Source organism: Proteus sp. fly-1008 (assembly GCF_040140305.1).
GTDB classification, from domain to species: domain Bacteria; phylum Pseudomonadota; class Gammaproteobacteria; order Enterobacterales; family Enterobacteriaceae; genus Proteus; species Proteus vulgaris_B.
In genome coordinates this window covers 38646-59704 of the sequence record NZ_JBEEWH010000010.1, presented here as the reverse complement: position 1 = coordinate 59704, position 21059 = coordinate 38646, and the positions used below count along the sequence as shown (strand labels likewise).

The window sequence follows — 21059 nt, the reverse complement described above, 5'->3', positions numbered from 1 at the left end:
AATTTAAGTAATTTTTGATTACTTACTTTAGCTAGCGGGTATCATCACTTCTTTTTAGTACCGTACAACGTTAATACACGGTGAGTAAGAGCAATTGATGCTAGACCGATAAAACATTCAACTAGGAAAATCAGCATAAATTACCCCCATTCATAAGTACATTTTGTTTGGGCGGGGGTTCTGATAAAGTAAAGTGACTTGTCATATATTGCTTAGCTAACTCCGATTTAATGGACACATTCTAAACCTATCATTAAAAGGGAAAAGAGCAAAATAAATTTCTCAACAAAATCTATTTTTTAACTTAGATCACATAAAAACAACACAAAAAATCAAATCTAAGCCATACAAAAACTTGAATAACATTTTCGACCTCATTTATAATATATAAATAGACTTTAAAATCAGTTAATTAAAGAAAACAAATGTTAGATCACCCTGTTTTTCTACAATAGGTTTTATCTTTAATTGGCTTATAACGGATAATATGTCTTTGCGCTCAGGTCTGATCAAAACAATAGCAACACCTTGATAGTTATTCTTTTCAATTAAGTTAACTAGTTGCTTAAGATCATAATATTTATTTTGCACATCAGGATATGCTAAGCCGTAGGCAAGCTCTCCTCTCGTCTCAGTTAAACGAATATCTGTACGTTTCAATCCCCATGCTAGTGACGTTCCAATACCAACTTCATCAGCTAAAATATAAGGCTTATTTGCTAGCTCACTATAATAATGATTAATTGCTTTTTCAGGAGTATTTTTACTTTCAATTTTATGTGGGATCGCATATCCAATAGCAAGACTTAATCCAACAGAACAAAATAAAGTTAACAAACGTGTGGGTTTAAAGAATGAAGCAATTCCCATCATACTCCATATAAAAAATCCCCCTATCGCCAGCATCGCTTTATATTGTTCATCTACTTCATATAGTCTAAATTGAGATGAATAAAGAGAATAAACAATAATAGAACCACCGGTTATCCCAAAGGCTGTATTTATTATTGCGTTGATAGTATAAATTTTCTCATTTGGATTATTTTTCAATTCTTCCATGTAACTCGCAATCAAAATCGATAATGGAACAAAACAAGGCAACATATAAGTTAATAGCTTGCCACTAGAGGCCGAAAAAAATGCAAAGAAAAGAAATAGCCAAAATGAAAAATAGAGAGTGCCCTTTTTCAAAAAAAGCGCAGATTTAAGCGTGCCAAATAGAAATCCCAGCCAAGGTAAAATACCCAGAATAATAATAGGCAAGTAAAACCACGTAGGTTGTGATCTTGCTGATCCTTTTGCGATAAAACGTTGCACATGTTCGATCCAAAAAAAGTAATGCCAATAATCTGGGGCTTGAAGTGCAACTGAAATTACCCATGGACCCGCAATAATAAACATAGCGATAAATGCTATTGGCGCATAACAAAGGACTTCCTTCAAACGAGATAAGCTAATTGCTGTAACCATAAAGACTAATGTGGGTAGAACAACAGCAATAAATCCTTTAGTTAAAAAACCTAAACCACAAAAAATACCAACTAAAAAAGAAGCATAAATTTTTGATTTTTTATCTGTTACCAATAATCCACTTAAAAAATAATACATTGCCACAGTAACAAACATGGTCACTATAGGATCAAGGATATTATAAGTGCCAATAGACAACACAAGAAAAGAGGATAAAAATACCACTAATGCATTAAAAGCCAGAGCTTGATTATGCCAAACTAACAAAGCAGCTCGATAAACAAATAGGCCAGTTAATAGCGTTGAGGTGACAACAACAATGCGAACGGAGAAATGACCGCCCCCAAATAACCATTGTGCAATACTGTTTAGCCAATACCCCAAAACCGGTTTTTCAAAATAGCGAATATCGAGTAAATAAGGCACTGACCAATTACCCGATGTCAGCATTTCTCTGCTAATTTCGGCATAACGGATTTCATCTGGTTGCCACAATAGCCGCGTTTCTAAAGGAATGAAATAAGTTAATAATATAAAAATAAAAAGTAGAAACCATTTATATCTTTCTACAAAATTGACGCTCATACATTCCTCATTAAAATAGAAAAATCACCTTACAAATAGCTAATTAGTTAGAATGGTTATCTTATAAAAAATTCAATTATTATTTATTAATTTATAATTAACTAGTACACGCTAGATTAAGAGACACTAACTAATTGAAATATCTATTTTTTATCGAATCACACATATGTAAATTGATAGAATTGATTACTTTAAATAATAATATTTTAATTTATTATTAATCCGTTTTTAATAATAGATATTTTTACTTTACGGCTGTAACTTAAACAAATAATAAATAAAATATAAGAAATAAAAAAGCCAGAATGAACTTATTCTGGCTTTATGACTATTTTATTTTAGTTATATAATGATAAAAATCTTATTTACTAAATTCTTTAAAAGCACCCATAGTGTTGGCAGCGTACATAACTGAAGGGCCGCCACCCATATAAATAGCAACGCCCAATGTTTCTGCTAGTTCTTGTTCTGTTGTACCGAGTTCAACTAAAGTTTTAGTATGGAACCCAATGCACCCATCACAACGATTAGCAACAGCAATTGCAATAGCGATCAATTCTTTTGTTTTTGCATCTAATGCGCCTTCTTTACCACCAGCTTTTGTGGTGCTCATAAAAGCTTTCATCACTTCTGGAATATTTTGAGACAATGCTCCCATGTTATTTGCAATGTCTGTTACTATTTCTTTGTACTTACTCATTAGATATCCCTTAGTTAATATATATTTTTATATAATATAAAAATATAATATCAAATTATATAATTTGATCAAGATAAATTGAGTATGCGTGATCTTTTCTGCTTAAAATAATCTCAAAATAACGAGGTTTACAATGTCAATTATTGATGAATGGGCTGAGCGCCACATTGAACAAGCACTACAAAAAGGTGAGCTATCATCACTAAAAGGTGAAGGTAAACCGTTGCTCCTCGATGATAATAGTCATGTACCTAAATCACTTAGAGCAAGCTATCATTTATTAAAAAATGCAGGTTTCTTACCTCCTGAAATGCAAGATAGAAAAGAAGCATTATCTTTAGCCGAAATCCTAAGTACGCTAAATGAAACAGGAGAAGAGCATGAATCACTACAAAAGCGTTTAGTATTGCTTGAATTAAAATTACAACAAGCAGGTTTAGATACTCAGTTTTTACATGCAGACTACGCCAATCAATTAGCTGATAAATTGACAAATCATAAAGAAGAAATGGATAAATAAGAAAAAGAGAGAAGCTTATACATCTCTGTATAAGCTTCTGTTATAGCAGAGAATTAACCTGCTGTTGGTGTGTAATAGATTGGTGAGCCAGGCCCTACTGGTAAATGGAATACAAATACCCATAAGTAGAATAAGAGTGACCAGCCAATTAAGAAAATAATAGAATATGGCAACATCATAGAAATCATAGTGCCAATACCTGTGTCTTTCTTGTATTTTGTAGCAACCGCTAATATCAAACCAAAATAACTCATCATAGGGGTAATGATATTAGTGACAGAATCTCCGATTCGATATGCTGCTTGGATTGTTTCTGGTGCATAACCTGCAAGCATTAGCATTGGTACAAAGATAGGTGCAGTTACCGCCCATTGTGCCGATGCAGAACCTATCATTAAATTAATAAAGGCACAGATTAAAATAAATCCTAAAAATAACAAACCACTTGGCATATCAATACTGTTAAGTAATGCAGCACCTTTAACAGCAATAACCTGACCAATATTTGTCCAACCAAAGAAAGCAACAAACTGAGCAGCAAAGAAAATAATGACTAAATAAAGTCCAAGCGTACTCATCGAATTCGCCATGGCATCAACAATGTCTTTATCTGTTCGCATAGTCTTAGCAACCCAACCGTAAACAATACCCGGAATTGCAAAGAATAAGAAAATAAAGACGACAATAGATTTTAAGAAAGGAGAATTACCAATTAACCCTGTTTCTTGGTTTCTCAATATGCCATTTTCAGGAACAACTGTTAGCGCTAAAATCACGCCCATAGCAATAAATGTACCTGTTGCAGCCCATAATGCTTTCTTTTCTAGCGGCGTAACTTCAGCTGCATTCCTTAAATCATTTTCTTCTTCATCAAGCTCATTACCGTTATATGGACCCAATTGTGGTTCAACGATTTTTTCTGTGATGAAGTAACCTAAGAAAGTGATCAGGAATGTACTGACAAACATAAAGTACCAGTTCGCTTCAGCACCCACTATATAAGTTGGATCAATAATACGTGCCGCTTGCTGTGTAATGCCCGATAGCAATGGATCTATCGTACCTAAGAGTAAGTTAGCAGAGTAACCACCAGAAACCCCCGCAAATGCAGCCGCAAGACCCGCTAGAGGGTGTCGTCCCAATGAATGGAAGATAATTGCTGATAACGGTATCAACACTACGTACCCTAACTCAGCAGCGGTATTCGACATTATACCTGCGAACACAATAGCTAAAGTAGTCATTTTACGTGGTGCTTTCATTACCACTAAACGCATCACTGCAGATAATAAGCCCGCACGTTCAGCAATACCGACACCTAATAATGCCACCAGCACCGTACCTAAAGGGGCAAACCCCGTAAAGTTTGTGACAATATTGGCCAATATACGGCGAATGCCATCGGCATCTAACAAGCTAATTATATGAATATAGCCATCTTCTGCGCGTCCTTTTGCGCCTTCTGGTCGGGGATCTTGTACTGTAACACCAAAATATTCACCAACCGCCGAAGAGACAAGTAAAATAGCAATTAAAATAATAAATAAAATAACGGGATGGGGTAGCGCGTTTCCTAACCATTCCACTGTGCGTAGAAAGCGACTGCCTCCCTGTTTTTTTGTTTGCATCATTTATCCTTTTTATAAAAAAACAGAAAATGCACAGTACACAACCCTTTTTATTATGACTATCTGTTAATCCTATTTATAACCGTCTTATTTAAGATAAACATCATGACAAAATTATTAAATAATGTATTTTTTAGTTTAATAAACAATTGGATAAAAATAAGTTATACAATTACAAATCACTTACATTAAAATTAATTTATAATATCTAAAATCAAAAAATGTGCATAAGGTAACATTTTTTAACATTATTGTGATTATTTATTAACCTTTTGTGACTGAAAATATCTTTGATTAATAGCCAGAATCGATTAAACACTCTGATAAACCTGATAGTAACGGTTGTAATTACTATAAAAGAGAAAACAATGTCGAATAAACGGTCAAAATAGGTTAAAAGCTTAGTTTATTTGTAACATAAATAGGTAATTTTACAGTAGATGTTGTACGTATAACTATAAGTAGAATGAAGAATCGATAATCTAAGGAAGGAACGATTAAAATTGTTAAGTTAATATTTAAAAATAATATTACTGATCTTTTAAAGATAAAAAAAAGAAGGTAAGTAATACTTGCCTTCTTTAACAACTGCTCAAATTCATCTCTCAATTTAATATTTTTTATATAAAAAAAGGGCAAGGTTCCCCTTGCCTTACCAATAGGTAATCAATCAAAGAAACACATACACACTAAAACACCAAATTTTGGATATTATTTAGTCGTATGTATTAGTATAAAAAGACATCGGGTGTCGCTTCAGCAATGATACAGCTACGTTTATCAACACGTAGATTTTCTGATGAGGATTTTGGTATAAAACAATCTTCAAAAAACCAATAAATAGGTGTATTTAGATAGCTAGCTAATAAAACAAGATAGCTTAAATCTATCTTGTTCATCCCGCGCTCATATCGAGAGAATTGCTGTTGGCTTACACCAATTTTTTCAGCAATTTGCATACCGGTATAACCTAACTCTTTACGCTTTTTCTGAATTCGCTTTCCAACTAACGCATTAACATTAATATCTGTAAAATCGTAATTCATCATAATATTCACCCATTATCATGATTAAGGCATCGTTAAAATAATTGAACCTGAACCAGAGAAATAGCCTGGTGCAACGCGACCGTTGGTATGTAAAATTGATTTAACCTCTACAGGTATGGTTCCGTTTTTAGGAACATCAATTACAGAGCCTCTTTCACCAGGATAACCATCAAGAAATAAATCAGCATAAAGGCTATTATCAGGTCGTAATGGAACTCGGCCACTGTCTGAGCCCGATGCAATAACCAGAACCTTCATTGCTAAGTTGCAAGTCACATTAATATTTTGAGCGCGTGCTGCATTTTCTAAACTGAATTCGTCAATATCGCCATAATTAAGGTTTACAGCTCCTTCTGTTATTTTGCAGGCACCAACGGGTGGCGGTGCAATACCACATAATGATCCCGGTAATAAACGTCCATTGGGAGACCAGCCGCCTTCCTTAGATTCATAAAATAGACCGACACACTCTTGGTTTGAGGTCAAAGGATCACCATCGTGTCTTGCTGTTCCTTGTATTGGAAAACTCTCAACCCTCATAACAGCATCACGAACACCAGCTAAATAACGTTCTTTTTCAACGCGAACAATACTTCTTACAGCCGAACCTGGAGAACCATTAGCATCATGCTTATGGTTAATTGTTATCCAGCATTTACTCCAGCCATAACAAGGGTTGGGAGTATAGGGATCTTCAGGGTCCCAGCGTTGGATAACATAGGTATAAGTGGCGTGAGCAGGCTCACCTTCGGAATGTGTAATATAAGAAAAAATAGATGCCATCGCAGGCGCTGAAAACAGCAAACCTATTGCAATACATAAAGCCGGAAGTCGCTTTAATATGGACATATAAAACCTCAACCCTAATAATTAGTCATAATTCAAATGAAATGTGGCTATTGCACTAAATGGACCGCGCTTAATGGATTGATTGGCAATCGCATCCGGCTCCCCTTGAATAAAGGCATAAAAATTTAAAATAGTGTCATCAGCATTTAATGAAAGTTTGTCTGTCTCTTTATTAACAGGTAAGGCATTTCCATTTTCAGATTCCAATCCAACTGCAATTCCAGCCGCTTGACTACTTGAGCTAATCGCTAAAAAGCCTTGCCCTGCCATGGCTTGGTTTTCATCACCTTTAAATGTAATTTTGACGCTTTTACCAATAGTGAGATCACATTCAGATAAGCGAATTTGAAATAATTTGCTTGGTGTTCTTTGATATGCATAAAGATTCTTATCAGGAATATTACCAAAATCTAATTCAACGGTTTCATCACCAGGTTTTATGGTGCAAGGCTCATCAACTAATATGCCGTGAAAGTACATATTGTCTGGTGCAGAAAACGCCGTTGATGTTAATCCCATAAACGTGATTAAGCCCAAAACGAACGGGATCGATAATCTTTTCATTTTCATCAATGCGCTCCTATTGGTATTCAGCAAGAAGTGTTGCTGAAACTTCAAATGCACCTTCAGGTAGCGTGCTACCCGGTCTTTTAACCGGCACAGCTTGGATCACTGGTGGATTATCCGGTGATATCGCAATGCGTTCGTTTAGTTTAAAAGGCTGACCATCTTGTGTGAGATGAATACCTAAATCAGGAATATTGGTTTGTAGCGCAGCTTCATCAAACTGTGTTTTAGGACCAATAATAGAAAGGCCTAAATCCCATCCTTTTAAATTTGGGTCGCAGACCAATTGATAATTCACTGATTCGGTGTAATTAATACCATCTACTTTATGAATACCTACGTTGTGTCCAAAATAGACATCAATCAGTTGGTTATTGCTAATTACACAAGGCGGTGGAACTAATAAAGTGCCAAATAATTTCATATTCGGTGTATCTGCACTCATGACAGCGTAAGAATTCAGTAATGCAATCAGGCATATGTATTTTAATTTATTCATTTTCCGACCCCTTACTGATAATCCACATGCAACGTACCACTGGCGACAAAATCACCACCGCTTAATGTGGCACTCTGATCACGAACAGGAATAGCTTCTAAATCAGGCAAATTAGGGTAGGTAAAATTAATAGCTTTGCCTAAATCTAATAATTGGCCTTGATATAAAATACGTACTCCTAATCCTGTAATATCTGTTTGTAGTGCATTTGAATCGAATCCAGTTGCGCTACCAGTGATATAAACCTTCATTGCATTTGTCGGCATCTTTTGGCACGTGGCGGTATAGTGAACCGGCTGTTTATAATTTGCGCCGTCAATACGCGTACTCATCACCTCGCCAAAATTCACCTCAATCATTTTGCCGTCATTGATCAAGCAAGGCGGAGGGGCAATAACATTTCCAGTGATATTGATATAAACAATTCCCGGAATAACATCTTTCACCGCTCTAGCGGGTAAATTCGCAACAGCAGTAAAACTTAGGCCTCCAGTAAATGTTGCCAGAATAAAAATCAACACTGCTTTGCTTGGGCTAAACCGCTGTTCCATTTTCATAAAATAGACCTATTTAGTATCCTGCTGATGTTTCTGTCACTTTGCATTCATTGCCATTACAGCTAAATTTCATTTGTGGACGTCCACCGTAATCATTGATGTAACTTAATACTGGTGATGCGCCAAATGCAGAAGCATTTAGGTTTATCGTGCCTGTGCTTTTAGGTGCAATCATTAATGGCTGAAAACCATCAAGGCTTTTTCCTTGTAATCCTGTCAATCCATCAACTAATGTTACGTAGTAAGGTGTTGGATTATTCACTTCGTAACGATCACCTTTTTTCGTTAGGATGATTTTTTCTTGCCAAGGATTAGTCAGATCCGTTTGAGTGGCATAAATAGCCGCTGGGCGATAAAACAACTTAATTCGGGTTTGTAATGCAATTTGCAATACGTTGGGTTTATCACTACGAGGTGGAATTTCACGCAAGTTAAAATAGAAAACACTTTCTCTATCTTGTGGCAACTTAGCAATGTCCGGCAATGACTGCACTTTTACTTGGCTTTTATCGCCAGGTTCAATACGTTGGATCGGTGGTAAAACCAGTAATGGAGAATCAATACGCTCACCATTCTCATTTTCCATCCAACCTTGTGCTAAATAAGGCAACTCTTTATTTTGGTTACTGACATTTAAACTAATTGATTTATCCGCGCCATTAAAAATGACGCGCGTTCTATCTAAAGCAATCGCGGCAATGGCTTGACTAGTAAACATCATTCCAGTCAATAAAGTGGTTGTTACAACAAATAAGCGCTTTAATAACATCATTTTAAATTACTCTTTTTGTCTGAAATTATTTTTATCTTTCCCTTTTGCCTAACCTTATTTTGTGATCAATTGAGGTTTAGGTAAGGGTTCGGTTCTTTGATTGATTGTTGTCGGTGCGGTATTACCATCACCACAAGTTAGTAATAATGAAGATATAAACATGCCTTCAACTAATGTCGGGATATGAATTTTGCACTGCTCTTGTCCATTCCAACGCACACTCAACACATCGCCACTATTAATACCTGTCAGGTAGACATTCCCACCATCATTGACAATACCGAGCTCTCGGCCTTTATCGGTTGTGACACTGGCACCAAATGGTGGATAAGTTCCGTCTTGTAAACGAATAACAGCCATGGCTTTTTGTCCCGACACCACATCAAAGTGACGGTAGCCTATTGCGCCTTCTGTTAGGGTGAGTTGTTGAATTGAACGTAATGCTTCAGTGTTATCTGGCATCTGATCAAGGTCGATACTGGCACTACTACGGTAATAATCATTGATATCAGGCAGTATGGCTTTACCAAAAGTATTGGTACGAGTAATAGCACCGATACTTTTCACTGGTACATCAGAAATACCATCTGTATCAATAAGTAAACGGGTACTACCTGTACGACTTGTACGGTGTAATGCCCCACCTTTTGGTGTCAATGTTGCCCCACCTTGCAGTGATAATGTGGCTGATGTGTATTCATCATTAATATGGCTCGCACTAGCAGTGATTAATGCCGCATCAGCGTAATGCATAAGATAGGCATCTGCAGATGGTTTACCGCTACTGCTTAAACCAGCACCAACACGATAGCTACTATTGTCATCAATACGATCGTAATAACTGACATTATGTGAATTACCGTGTTTGTTAATCACGGTGTTGTAGCTAATGGTTGCGCGATCGCTCCAAGGCATGCTGACATTCATATAAACGCCATTATCATTGGTGCCATTAAATTTATTGCGAAACGCCGATAGACTGAGGTTGATATTTTTAAAGCTACCAACATCCATCGTTTTGGCTAATGACAAGTTATAGTTATCATTATTAGGCTTATTCCAATAAGTCTGATGACTATAGTTTAAGTAGGCACTCAATCCCCATTCAGGGAACTGCTTACTAAACATAATGGTATAAAGCTCTTTATTGTTATCTTCTTCACCACCACGATAACGACGATCTAAATATTGGTTCATACTCATAAAATCACGTTCGGAGAATCGATAGCCTGCGAATGTCACTTGGCTATTTATTTCTTCAAAACGTTTTGAGTAACTTAAGCGATAAGAACCACCGTGATAGCGCTTGTTATCACTTGGAATTTTGGCCCAAGAATGTGTTGCATCAAAAGAGATAGCACCCAGTGCCATTAAGTCACGACCAATACCAGCAGAAACTGAGTTATAATCGCCCGAGACTAATGAACCACCATAAAGTGACCAACCGTTACTAATACCCCACGAGAATTCACCCATACCAAAAACAGGGCCTTCTGTATTACGGTTCATATCTGACGGTTTACCCGCAGATAATTTATATTGCACTCGGCCCGGACGTGTTAAATAAGGAATACTTGCAGTATCCATTTGGAATTCTTGAACAGATCCATCTTGTTCTTCAACACGTACATCTAATTTGCCACTCACTGCATCATTAATGTCTTGAATACGAAACGGCCCAGGAGCAACCTGAGTCTCATAGATCACACGGCCTTGTTGGCTAATCGTCACTTTCGCATTCGTTTTTGCCACACCCGTTACTTCAGGGGCATATCCCCTTAAGTTAGGCGGTAGCATATTGTCATCCGTAGACAAGTTAATCCCAGTAAAACGGAAGTTATCGAAAATGTCAGAGCGTGAATAAGTCTCCCCCATCACAAGGCGAGCCCCTAATTGGGTGATTGCTCTATAAAGATAAAGCTGGTTCCATTTCCAACTATTTTCAGTGCTATCAGGAAGACCCGTTGTATGCTGATAACTTGCTTGCCAATCAGCACGGAAGCGCCAAACACCCAAGTTTGCTCCCACGGTTCCTAAACCTGTAACTTGTTGACGTTGTTTTCCTTTAGCGGGATCTGTCACGTTAGCATTAACGTTATAGTCAAAAAGCACGCCTGAGATACCGTGATCCCAACGAGAAGGTGGATCCCAGTTTGGTGCTGAATATTCTAGATAAGCTTGAGGAATAGTCAGAATAAGATTGCCACTTCCCAGACTTGCATTTATTGTCATGCCGGGAATGGAAGACATATCAAGACAACTTCCATTATCTTGATATTTAACTTTTTCAGCCCATTCAGGTTTAAGGCCTATTTGATGGATCAACTCTGGAGGCAAGCAAGGTTCACTACCTTTAGGATCATTGGCAGGCACTACATAATTAATGTTATAAAGTTCAGGAAGTTCATTATTGTTAACACGAACAACAAACTCATATCGGCCGGGCATAATATAGCCCGCACGAGAGAAATCTGATAAGTCGATATTTTGTTTATCTTTTAGATCCAGAATATCGGCATTAAATTCAATATCACTATTTGCTAAAGCTGAACTTGAAATACTGGAAGCTCCAGTAAGAATTAAATAGATCAGTACAGCAACAGGCCGAATAGTATGTTGTTTTTTCTTTTTTTCCGTCCCTAAACCAACGGTTTTGAATGATCTCGCCATAAATTATCCAACCCGATCCATTTAATAGTATTCCAGCTTAAATCGCAGCGTTGTACGGTAATTCCCTGCTTTGGGTATTTCGTTATTTTTGACTATTCGCGCTTGATAAAGTAACGCCATTGATTTCGAATCAATACCAACAGGGGGCAATGGTTGCCCTGGAATAGCTTGTCTACCATAACGATCAGCTATCGCTAATGATGCACCCCTTGCTTCACCAGAAAGTGCAAAATTACCATTTTCGTTAGAAGGTCCTTCAAACGTTGCAATAAAACGAGGGTTGTCCGCTTCCTGACCTTTTTGTTCAATTAGCGTACATTCCGTTAATCTGATAGAAAAATACTCAATAGGTCCTTGCCCTTCAGTCACTAACATTGGAATAGAAACCGTTGTCAGTGGAATAACTTGTTCGCCACTTCCTGCTGCAATCGTGCAAGATGGTTCTAAAATCGATCCTGAAAGATTAAGTACCCCAAATCGCTGATGCATGTTTTTATCTTGTTTTACATCACTTGCTATTACCGATGTTGTCAGTAAACTGGCAATAAGGCATAGCCATAGTGGTGTCATCTTGCGATTCATATTTTTCTCCGTAAGAAAAAAATCGTTAAAAATAGACACAGGAAATAAAGCTCTGTACATCCATGTACAGAACTTATTTTTTCTTACTGATAAGTCAGTGCGAAAGTTGCAATTGCAGTGAAGTCACCAGGAACAGCGGCTTCTGCAGAAGAACCTTGTAGGTAAGCAGCAAAGTTCAGATCATTATTACCATCACGTAAGTTTTGAGCTGCACTTGGTGTACCTAATTTGATTTGTTTGCCACCCGCATCGGTGATAACAACAGCAGCATTTTTAGCGATACCTTCAATACCTAAAGAACCTGCTAAAATGTCTGCATCTTCTGAACCAGTGAAAGTTGTTTGAACTGTTTTATAAGTTTCAGTTGTACAATTTTCTAAAGAGATTTTGAAATCACGAGAATTACTACGACCACCATCTTTTAATGCAGCAGTAGAAATTTGACCTAATGGAACAGTTTGATTTTCTGTATCAGGAGTAATTGAGCAAGGAGCATCAATAATTGAACCAACAAATTTAACAGTACCGTGACCTTGATCAGCAGCAAATGCAGAACCCGCAGCAACAGATAAACCTAAGCCAAGAACTAACGCTAATTTATTTAATTTCATCTTTTTGTTTCCTAAAATATAAAGGACGAAGACATTAAAAATAATAAATTCATTAGGATTGAATTATTCCTAATTGAATGACTCATTATTGAGTTTTTTAATTTTGGTATACTTGTGCCCGTCCAAAACGAAATTAAATTTCGTTAGAAACAAAACAAAATACACCAAATTGTTTTGTTAAAAATTTTCATCTCGAAATCAAACGCATTTAGATAATACGGCTTTAAATAGCGAAAAAAGAGTTTATAATTCTAAGTGTAATTACTATAATTTGTGAAAAAAGTAAAAAAATTTATTTCTGGATTTTAAACAAAGTAACCAATCATATTTGCTTTTTGAAATAATGATAAATATCAATATGTTAAATAATCGATGATATGTGATTAATATTAAATTTGACTTAAGTGAGAAGCCAGAGAATAATAGTAAACAATTTGGTGTATTCTGTTTATTTCTCTAAAGATGACCGAATTCCTATCTATACTCACTTTTCACTTTGTCAATCAATCACTTTCATTTTCTAAAAATAAATAAACTTTCAATAAACTTGTTTAAAATTAACAAGTAAAAGTACAGCATAAAAAAAATACAACTCTTTATTGATGCATATTACTTGTTATAGTTATGTATCAATTGACTTTTGTTCCTTGTTATCTCATTGAAAAGGTTATGAAAATGAAGCAACGTAAGTTTCTTACACGTTTTGAGATCAACGCTATTTTGAAGCAAGCAAAAGAAGGACGGTACCCAGAAAGAGATTACTGTATGTTTTTAATGTGTTTTTTACATGGATTTCGTGTTAGTGAACTATGCAGGCTAACCTTAAGCGATATCGATTTGGAAAGTAGGATACTCTACGTCAGACGCTTGAAAGGGGGTTTATCAACAACACAACCAATTATAGAAGAGGAATATGATGCGTTAGTTAACTGGTTGAAAAAAAGGGAAACATGGAGAGAATCTGACTCAGAATGGGTCTTTTTATCCCAAAAAACAGGTCCAATCTCTCGTCAACAAGTATATGGGTTACTTCGCCGTTTAGGTAAAGAAGCTAATGTATCTATAAGCCCTCATCCCCATATGTTACGCCATGCATGTGGCTATGCGCTTGCTGATTTAGGTAGAGATACGCGTTTAATTCAGGATTACTTGGGGCATCGGAATATTTCACATACTGTTATCTATACAGCAAGCAATTCAAAACGTTTTTTTCACATTTGGGACATAAGGAATTAACATTTAGTTTTTAATTAATATACTTACTGAGAATTAATACACTAAATAGAGTAGGCTATACTTTTTCAATAAGAATAAAGTTAATTTCAATCTAATTAAAAAATTTAGGAATAGTTTTATATTAAATAAATAATCACGATTACTGGTATTAATAATTTATTAATAATCGTTTTCTAGTAAAAGAATAATTTAATATCAAAGTTCTTTTTTTGATTATCTTTATTAGGAGGCTGTAAATTTAATATCAATCTTTATTTATAAAAAATATTAAACATTCTTTGTTTGATTTTTAATCAGAAAATAAGGATCTTATTTAAAGAAAATTTCTGTTCTTAAAATTTTTATTCATTTGCATTACATGCACACGCTGTCATATCTCACTATCCCCTACGTTACCGTTTGGGGATAGTTATGAATTATCTTAAAAAAAGTATGATTAACCTTTTACACACACCACCTGTCTTAGCGTATGAACAACTTCAACCAAAGATGATTGTGCCTTCATAACCGCATCAATATCCTTATAAGCCATTGGAATTTCGTCAATGACATCTTTATCTTTTCGACATTCCACATGTGCTGTAGCCCGGATCTGATCTTCAACACTAAAGGCTTTTTTAGCTGCTGTTCGACTCATTACACGCCCTGCACCATGGCTACATGAACAGAAACTTTCAGCATTTCCTTTTCCTCTTACAATAAAACTCTTAGCCCCCATTGAACCAGGGATGATCCCCATTTCACCATGTTGTGCTGAAACAGCTCCTTTTCGTGTTACCAGTACTTCCTCACCAAAATGCATTTCCTTTTGCACATAGTTATGGTGACAATTCACAGCTTGTTGCTGTGTCGTAAAAGGTTTAGAGATTTGCGTTGATAATGCGGCCAACACACGTTCCATCATGACTTCTCGGTTATGTCGTGCAAAATCCTGAGCCCATTCGACCGCTTCTATATAGTCATCATAGAAAAGCGTTCCTTCCTTTAAATACGCTAAGTTTTTATCCGGCAAATTAGCAATATGTTCTCTCATATCTTCTTGCGCCATTTGTATAAATAACGTACCGATAGCGTTACCCACACCTCGAGATCCACTATGCAACATTACCCAGACGTTATCTGATTCATCAAGACACAATTCAATAAAGTGGTTCCCTGTTCCTAATGTTCCAAGATGACGATAATTATTAGTATTTCGTAAACGTGGGTACTTATCAGTTAAAACCTTAAAACGCCCTTCAAGTTGTTGCCAATGTTGATCAACAAGTTTAGGTGGGTTCTTCCATGAACCACGATCATTCCCTGATTGATAACTCGTTCTTCCATGAGGAACGGCTTGTTCTATTGCTGTTCTTATCGCAAATAAATTATCGGGTAGATCATTTGCATGTAATGATGTTTTCACTGCAATCATTCCACAACCGATATCCACACCAACAGCCGCTGGAATAATCGCACCTTTGGTTGGGATAACACTACCTATTGTTGAACCTTTGCCTAAGTGAACATCCGGCATAACCGCCATATGTTTAAAGATAAAAGGCATCTTAGCGGTATTGATAAGTTGCTTTAGAGCATCGGCCTCAACTGGCACACCATTTGTCCACATTTTGATTTCAGCAGTTCCTGCTTCTTTTACTATTTGATGATCCAATATCATGCCTGTGCTCCTTTAATTTGTACTAACCCGTTTAATACTTGGTCTAAACCACCGTAAACGGAAATCTTATCAATACGTTCTGCAATACGTTCTACGGTTTCTAGCTCTTTTAATCGTAAGGCCACTGGATTGTTTTCCATCACTTTTGCCGTATTTAATAAAGAACGCGTTGCGGATGTCTCTTCTCTTCGGCGAATAACATTAGCCTGAGCTGATTTTTCTGCCTCAACGACTTGCGCTAAAATCGTTTTCATTTCACCGGGTAAAACAATATCTTTTACCCCCAATGAAGCCACTTCAATACCATATCCTTCGGTCACTTCACTGATTTTTTCACTGACTAAACTATCTATCAGGCTTTTATTTTCTAATAATTCATCTAATGTTCTTGTTCCTACGGCTTCACGTAACGCAAACTGTAACTCTTTATATAAGAACTCCAATGGTGAAGCCAGTTGCTGATATGCTAAAAGTACATCGCTATAACGCCAGTTAGCCGATAAATTAATACGCAGTGTCACCTTGTCTTTCGTTAGGATCTCCTGCCCACTAACATCCAGTGTTTGTAAACGCATATCGACGACTTCAACATCTACTTTATGCTGATAACGCCAATATCCTTTTAATCCCGGAGGCAACAATGCTTGTGTTTCCCCATTGATCCGAATAACACCAGCATGCCAAGCAGGAATATCCACAGTAAGAACCCCTTCACTTCCCTTTATGACTTGATTTCGTAATTTAGGGTGCTGGAGTTTTTTCATCAAGATTGAAGATACTTCAAGTTCATCGATAGATACTATTTCTAAAGAACGGTCGGAATAACGCCAATATAAACGTCGCGTTCCTGGTGCTAAGATCTCTTTTAAAGAGCCGTTTTCATATAAAAGACCGATCTCCTCATCCGATAACACAATATCAAAACCATACTCAGTCACCCATTGAGGATAGTATTGACGTAAAAATTCAGCTTTCTCGCTTTCTAATGCCCCACCATTTAAAGGGAAAATATCTGCACTGAGCTGATGCCCAAAATCAAAAAACTTATGTTCACCTGCTGTTAGCACATCAATGTACTCATCTTTTTTCTTTAAAAGTGCTAACTGTCCCTGTTTTACCACAATTGTTGTTTTTATCATTTTTCGTTCCTTCTTCTTTTATTCTTCTTTATATAGTGCAATTTATCGTGACTTACTTTTCCACGGGCAAGCTTTGCGAAACTGAAAGGAAAACAAGAGAGGAACAATGCTTTGTTTGTCTCTTCTTCGGCTATCAATCCAGCTCAGTTGCTGGTGGACAAGCAAGGTGACGGTACAGCTGTCACAACGATTTTTTATAGTTAATTTTACATTTGGATTTGTAATGGTTTTGGTGTCAGGAATCGAACCTGAAAATAACCCTCTTCACCTACAGAGTCTCGATGTAGAGGAACACATTTAGATAACACCACAGAGTGTTCCTCATGTGCCTACCAGATTTAAAATCTGCTCAAGACAGTAATAACATTGCCAATATCGTGCCAAGTTTTCAAAAACCACCAAAAATATTTTTAATTCATTGTTTATATTAATAAAAATATTCTTAATACGATTTTTAGATATTTATCTATTAAATTAAAACAACAGAATCCTATCTTTTTATCTATATATTTATAAAAATAGATAAAAAATAAGTAGGGATAACTTAATGAAACGCAAAGTAGTGATTGGTGTTTTAGGCACAACATTAGATAAAAGAGGTAAAAGCCATAAAAGGTGGAACTCATGGCGCCCAACAATTTCCATTTGTCATCAAAAGGATTTTCCTGTTAGCCGATTAGTGATGATCCACCAGCCTAATGACTCAATGCTAGCATCTAAAATCACAGAAGATATCCATACTGTCTCACCTGATACAGAGGTGTGGCCATATGAAATTGATATTTGTGATCCATGGGATCTTGAAGAGGTTTACAGCCATTTTCTTGATTTTGCAGTAAATTATCCATTTGATACTGAAAATGAAGAATATTATGTGCATATCACAACAGGAACACATATTGCTCAAATTTGTTGGTTTTTACTGACAGAAGCACATTATTTACCTGCAAAACTATTACAAACCTCACCCACTTCTAAAATAGAAAATAAAGATGGTGCTAAAACCATACAGTCAGCAACGGGCAGTTATGCCATTATTGACCTCGATTTAAGCCGTTATACAAAATTAACGAGCCGATTTGAGCACTACCATAATGAGTCGCTCTCTTTTTTAAAATCAGGGATCGCCACACGAAATGAACGTTTCAATACCTTAATTGCTCAAATTGAACGAGTCGCATTGCGCTCTTTTGCCCCTATTCTATTAACTGGCCCCACAGGTGCAGGAAAATCATTTCTTGCTCAACGTATTTATGAATTACGACAATCACGCCATTTTGTAAAAGGGCGTTTTATCGCAGTTAACTGCGCTACTTTGCGCGGTGACAACGCCATGTCCACTTTATTTGGACATGTAAAAGGCGCATTTACAGGTGCATTGCAAGCTAGGCAAGGGTTATTAAGAGAAGCCGATAAAGGAATTTTATTTCTTGATGAAATTGCAGAATTAGGGCTTGATGAGCAAGCGATGCTACTTAAAGCAATAGAAGAAAAATCTTTTTATCCGTATGGCTCAGATACTGAAGTACAAAGCGATTTTCAGTTGATAGCAGGTACACATCGAGATATGGATAAACAAATTGCAAAGGGGCTTTTTCGTGAAGATCTCTATGCAAGGATTAATATGTGGTCTTTTTCATTACCGGGATTAGTCGATCGCAAAGAGGATATTGAACCCAATATTGACTATGAGCTGCATCACTTTGCAACACTCTATCAAAAAGTGATCCGCTTTAATTCAGATGCAAAATCTCACTATATTCGGTTCGCCACATCTGAGCAGGCATTATGGCGTGGTAATTTTCGTGAACTTAGTGCTAGTATAACGCGAATGGCAACACTTGCTGAAAATGGTCGCATCACTCTAGCACTTGTTGAGGAAGAAATTAGCCGTTTAAAACAAAGCTGGGGAATAACCTCTTCTTCTTTATTGAAAGATCTGGATATCGATCTTTTCGATCTCAGCCAACTGAATACGGTTATCAAAACTTGTCAGCAATCATCAACTCTCTCAGAAGCCGGTAGAAAACTTTTCGCAGTATCAAGGCAAAATAAAAAACAGCCCAACGATGCCGATCGTCTACGCAAATACCTTGCGAAATTTGGCTTAAGCTGGGAACGAATTCAACATGGAGAATAATATTTCATTATGGAGCTCATTTTTTTAGGTACTAATGCAGGTGTTCCGTCTAAAGATCGGAACGTCACAAGTATGGTGCTTGATTTACAAAATAAACAAAAAAGTATGTGGATGTTTGATTGTGGTGAAGCCACACAGCATCAGATACTACATACTCGCGTGAAATTACCACGTTTAAATAAAATTTTTATTACCCATTTACATGGTGACCACATTTTTGGTTTACCGGGACTACTTTGTAGTCGTTCAATGGGGGGGACTGAGGCAGGATTAACAGTATATGGCCCCACTGGCATCAAAGATTTTATAGAAACATCGCTGACATTAAGTCACTCCTATTTAACTTACCCGATTAATATTGTTGAAATTGACGCAGCTGGTTTTCTGTTTGAAGAAGAAGGAATGAAAGTCAGTTGTGAAGCACTTTCTCATCCAGTACCTTGTTTTGGCTATCGCTTAGAAGAAGAAAATAGCCATGGTAAACTTGATGCCCTGAAGCTAAAAACTGAAAATATTCCGACGGGTCCTTGGTTACAAGAGTTAAAACAAGGCAAAACTATCACATTGCCCGATGGAAGAGTCATTAATGGTCAAGAGTATATCGGCCCTGAAATAAAAGGACGCTGTATTGCTATTTTCGGTGATACACAGCCCACACCAGATGCATTAAAACTGGCTAATAACGCAGATGTTATTGTACATGAAGCGACGTTTAAACATGAAATGGCAGAACAAGCAAATAGTCGCGGGCATTCAACGACAGTACAAGCTGCAACATTAGCAAAAGACGCTAATGTCAAAAAGTTGATTATTACCCATATTAGTAGTCGCTATTTACCAGAAGACTGTGTTGAATTACTCAATGAATGCCAACACGTTTTTAGTCATACTGAAATTGCGGCGGATTTTGCCGTGTTTAAGTTATAGTTCTACTACTAGAAAGTAACAATAGCGACATTATGTCGCCATTGTTACTCTACAGCATTCACCCAATCATCGATTTGTATTTTAGTTAATTATTCTGCAATGATGCGGTACGCTTTATCTTGCCATCTTGCAAAATAAAGTTCACTTTTCCATCCCAAAACTCAGCTAAAAAAACATCTTCAGGCTTATCAATATGCTGGTTTTTCATTTCTTCTTGCAACCATGCTTCATCTTTTTCTATTTGTACTAATTCTGAAGTACGGATAACGCCGTCTTTCATCACAATCAAGGACGGCATTTTAGCGCCATCACACACTACTGTAATTTGTCCATCAGGCTCAATTTGTGCGTAGTTAACTTCTTGAAACGAATGGATACCTTGAGCATGAAGACGTGAAGTAATATTAAGAATGTCTATTTTATTCTTCTTCTCCATGATGTTTTCCATAATAAACTCACCCTTTTTTATGATAGGGATCGGATTTCCAATGGTAACCGCACGAAAAAAATTGAATCGTTTGCTGATATAGTTGAGCAAAGAGATAAAACAAACACCGATTAAAAAGACAATAATATATTGGTAAAGAGGAATAGCATCAGTATAAATCACGCCTCCCATGATACCCCCAAGAACAAAATTACCAATAAAATCAATGGGAGTTAATTGAGAAAGTTGTGTTTTTCCTGATAAATTCATATGGGCTAATATGATAGTAAAACCAATAATAAATTTGATAATAACCAGAAAGTAATATTCCATTTGCATCTCACATTTCCAATAATATTTGCCCTCATTATTATAAAGCAGAAAACGCTATCCTGATAAAAATTAAAATTATTTTTCATGGGATTTGACTAAGAACAAACACTTAATATACTTAGGTTAGTTGATTTTAAG

The 21059-nt window shown here is 36.4% G+C and carries 19 protein-coding genes; 4 read left to right on the top strand and 15 right to left on the bottom strand.

Translation table 11 applies throughout. The annotated features are described in order from the left end of the window. Window positions 1-408: 408 nt before the first annotated feature. Window positions 409-2055: a lipid IV(A) 4-amino-4-deoxy-L-arabinosyltransferase gene (arnT, locus tag ABN256_RS15260; protein WP_349439680.1), complete on the bottom strand. Its 1647-nt coding sequence runs from the start codon at window positions 2053-2055 to the stop codon at window positions 409-411. A gap of 361 nt (window positions 2056-2416) precedes the next feature. Further along, a complete protein-coding gene (locus ABN256_RS15255) occupies window positions 2417-2755 on the bottom strand; it encodes a carboxymuconolactone decarboxylase family protein (RefSeq protein ID WP_072070697.1) in 339 nt (112 codons plus the stop codon). A gap of 133 nt (window positions 2756-2888) precedes the next feature. Here ABN256_RS15255 and ABN256_RS15250 point away from each other — a divergent pair, with 133 nt between their 5' ends. Next, a complete protein-coding gene (locus ABN256_RS15250) occupies window positions 2889-3275 on the top strand; it encodes a DnaJ family domain-containing protein (RefSeq protein WP_197269479.1) in 387 nt (128 codons plus the stop codon). Window positions 3276-3328: 53 nt separating this feature from the next. On the opposite strand, the gene ABN256_RS15245 is transcribed toward ABN256_RS15250, so the two are convergent. From ABN256_RS15245 to mrpA, 10 genes are all read right to left on the bottom strand, one after another. Beyond that, a complete protein-coding gene (locus ABN256_RS15245; RefSeq protein ID WP_196553635.1) occupies window positions 3329-4903 on the bottom strand; it encodes an AbgT family transporter in 1575 nt (524 codons plus the stop codon). Window positions 4904-5631: 728 nt separating this feature from the next. Next, window positions 5632-5952, bottom strand: a complete 321-nt coding sequence (locus ABN256_RS15240) for a helix-turn-helix domain-containing protein (protein WP_269436262.1) — start codon at window positions 5950-5952, stop codon at window positions 5632-5634. 21 nt (window positions 5953-5973) lie between these two features. Then, window positions 5974-6801 carry an MrpH family fimbial adhesin gene (locus ABN256_RS15235; RefSeq protein WP_072070701.1) on the bottom strand — a complete coding sequence of 276 codons (828 nt, stop codon included), beginning with the start codon at window positions 6799-6801 and terminating at the stop codon, window positions 5974-5976. A 21-nt stretch (window positions 6802-6822) separates the two neighbouring features. Continuing rightward, a complete protein-coding gene (locus tag ABN256_RS15230; RefSeq protein ID WP_072070702.1) occupies window positions 6823-7371 on the bottom strand; it encodes a fimbrial protein in 549 nt (182 codons plus the stop codon). 10 nt (window positions 7372-7381) lie between these two features. Continuing rightward, window positions 7382-7867, bottom strand: a complete 486-nt coding sequence (locus ABN256_RS15225; protein ID WP_072070703.1) for a fimbrial protein — start codon at window positions 7865-7867, stop codon at window positions 7382-7384. An 11-nt stretch (window positions 7868-7878) separates the two neighbouring features. Next, the gene (locus tag ABN256_RS15220; RefSeq protein WP_196553634.1) at window positions 7879-8424 is read right to left on the bottom strand and encodes a fimbrial protein; all 546 of its coding nucleotides are present in this window, start codon (window positions 8422-8424) and stop codon (window positions 7879-7881) included. Between the two features lie 13 nt (window positions 8425-8437). Continuing rightward, entirely contained in the window at window positions 8438-9196 is a 759-nt protein-coding gene (locus tag ABN256_RS15215; RefSeq protein ID WP_072070704.1) for a fimbria/pilus periplasmic chaperone, read from the bottom strand. 54 nt (window positions 9197-9250) lie between these two features. Further along, entirely contained in the window at window positions 9251-11866 is a 2616-nt protein-coding gene (locus ABN256_RS15210; RefSeq protein WP_349439679.1) for an outer membrane usher protein, read from the bottom strand. A gap of 21 nt (window positions 11867-11887) precedes the next feature. Then, window positions 11888-12436 (bottom strand): fimbrial protein, encoded by a 549-nt coding sequence (locus tag ABN256_RS15205; RefSeq protein WP_141124310.1) that lies wholly within the window; start codon window positions 12434-12436, stop codon window positions 11888-11890. A 95-nt stretch (window positions 12437-12531) separates the two neighbouring features. Continuing rightward, window positions 12532-13059, bottom strand: coding sequence for an MR/P fimbria major subunit MrpA (mrpA, locus tag ABN256_RS15200; RefSeq protein ID WP_036932684.1), 528 nt, complete (start codon window positions 13057-13059; stop codon window positions 12532-12534). A gap of 675 nt (window positions 13060-13734) precedes the next feature. On the opposite strand from mrpA, the gene mrpI reads away from it, so the two are divergent. After that, a complete protein-coding gene (gene mrpI / locus ABN256_RS15195; RefSeq protein WP_197269482.1) occupies window positions 13735-14295 on the top strand; it encodes a phase variation DNA invertase MrpI in 561 nt (186 codons plus the stop codon). Between the two features lie 436 nt (window positions 14296-14731). On the opposite strand, the gene ABN256_RS15190 is transcribed toward mrpI, so the two are convergent. Further along, window positions 14732-15955 (bottom strand): RtcB family protein, encoded by a 1224-nt coding sequence (locus ABN256_RS15190; protein WP_196553631.1) that lies wholly within the window; start codon window positions 15953-15955, stop codon window positions 14732-14734. Continuing rightward, window positions 15952-17091, bottom strand: coding sequence for a slipin family protein (locus ABN256_RS15185; protein ID WP_196553686.1), 1140 nt, complete (start codon window positions 17089-17091; stop codon window positions 15952-15954). The genes ABN256_RS15190 and ABN256_RS15185 overlap by 4 nt, the downstream gene beginning before the upstream one ends. 550 nt (window positions 17092-17641) lie before the next feature. On the opposite strand from ABN256_RS15185, the gene rtcR reads away from it, so the two are divergent. Both rtcR and rnz read left to right on the top strand, forming a co-directional pair. Continuing rightward, a complete protein-coding gene (rtcR, locus tag ABN256_RS15180) occupies window positions 17642-19234 on the top strand; it encodes an RNA repair transcriptional activator RtcR (RefSeq protein ID WP_340895355.1) in 1593 nt (530 codons plus the stop codon). Window positions 19235-19243: 9 nt separating this feature from the next. Next, complete coding sequence (gene rnz / locus ABN256_RS15175; RefSeq protein ID WP_197269485.1) at window positions 19244-20161, top strand: ribonuclease Z; 918 nt, start codon at window positions 19244-19246, stop codon at window positions 20159-20161. A gap of 85 nt (window positions 20162-20246) precedes the next feature. Here rnz and ABN256_RS15170 read toward each other — a convergent pair whose 3' ends face one another. Beyond that, window positions 20247-20921, bottom strand: coding sequence for a DUF421 domain-containing protein (locus ABN256_RS15170; protein WP_109408083.1), 675 nt, complete (start codon window positions 20919-20921; stop codon window positions 20247-20249). Window positions 20922-21059: the final 138 nt, after the last annotated feature.

What these genes read in the sequence shown, in the direction of transcription:
- ABN256_RS15245 (WP_196553635.1), bottom strand. Translation starts at nt 4,903, where the DNA reads ATGCAAACAAAAAAACAGGGAGGCAGTCGCTTTCTACGCACAGTGGAA.
- ABN256_RS15230 (WP_072070702.1), bottom strand. Translation starts at nt 7,371, where the DNA reads ATGAAAATGAAAAGATTATCGATCCCGTTCGTTTTGGGCTTAATCACG.
- ABN256_RS15205 (WP_141124310.1), bottom strand. Translation starts at nt 12,436, where the DNA reads ATGACACCACTATGGCTATGCCTTATTGCCAGTTTACTGACAACATCG.
- mrpI (WP_197269482.1), top strand. Translation starts at nt 13,735, where the DNA reads ATGAAGCAACGTAAGTTTCTTACACGTTTTGAGATCAACGCTATTTTG.
- ABN256_RS15240 (WP_269436262.1), bottom strand. Translation starts at nt 5,952, where the DNA reads ATGATGAATTACGATTTTACAGATATTAATGTTAATGCGTTAGTTGGA.
- rtcR (WP_340895355.1), top strand. Translation starts at nt 17,642, where the DNA reads ATGAAACGCAAAGTAGTGATTGGTGTTTTAGGCACAACATTAGATAAA.
- rnz (WP_197269485.1), top strand. Translation starts at nt 19,244, where the DNA reads ATGGAGCTCATTTTTTTAGGTACTAATGCAGGTGTTCCGTCTAAAGAT.
- arnT (WP_349439680.1), bottom strand. Translation starts at nt 2,055, where the DNA reads ATGAGCGTCAATTTTGTAGAAAGATATAAATGGTTTCTACTTTTTATT.
- ABN256_RS15190 (WP_196553631.1), bottom strand. Translation starts at nt 15,955, where the DNA reads ATGATATTGGATCATCAAATAGTAAAAGAAGCAGGAACTGCTGAAATC.
- mrpA (WP_036932684.1), bottom strand. Translation starts at nt 13,059, where the DNA reads ATGAAATTAAATAAATTAGCGTTAGTTCTTGGCTTAGGTTTATCTGTT.
- ABN256_RS15215 (WP_072070704.1), bottom strand. Translation starts at nt 9,196, where the DNA reads ATGATGTTATTAAAGCGCTTATTTGTTGTAACAACCACTTTATTGACT.
- ABN256_RS15255 (WP_072070697.1), bottom strand. Translation starts at nt 2,755, where the DNA reads ATGAGTAAGTACAAAGAAATAGTAACAGACATTGCAAATAACATGGGA.
- ABN256_RS15220 (WP_196553634.1), bottom strand. Translation starts at nt 8,424, where the DNA reads ATGAAAATGGAACAGCGGTTTAGCCCAAGCAAAGCAGTGTTGATTTTT.
- ABN256_RS15235 (WP_072070701.1), bottom strand. Translation starts at nt 6,801, where the DNA reads ATGTCCATATTAAAGCGACTTCCGGCTTTATGTATTGCAATAGGTTTG.
- ABN256_RS15170 (WP_109408083.1), bottom strand. Translation starts at nt 20,921, where the DNA reads ATGGAATATTACTTTCTGGTTATTATCAAATTTATTATTGGTTTTACT.
- ABN256_RS15250 (WP_197269479.1), top strand. Translation starts at nt 2,889, where the DNA reads ATGTCAATTATTGATGAATGGGCTGAGCGCCACATTGAACAAGCACTA.
- ABN256_RS15225 (WP_072070703.1), bottom strand. Translation starts at nt 7,867, where the DNA reads ATGAATAAATTAAAATACATATGCCTGATTGCATTACTGAATTCTTAC.
- ABN256_RS15210 (WP_349439679.1), bottom strand. Translation starts at nt 11,866, where the DNA reads ATGGCGAGATCATTCAAAACCGTTGGTTTAGGGACGGAAAAAAAGAAA.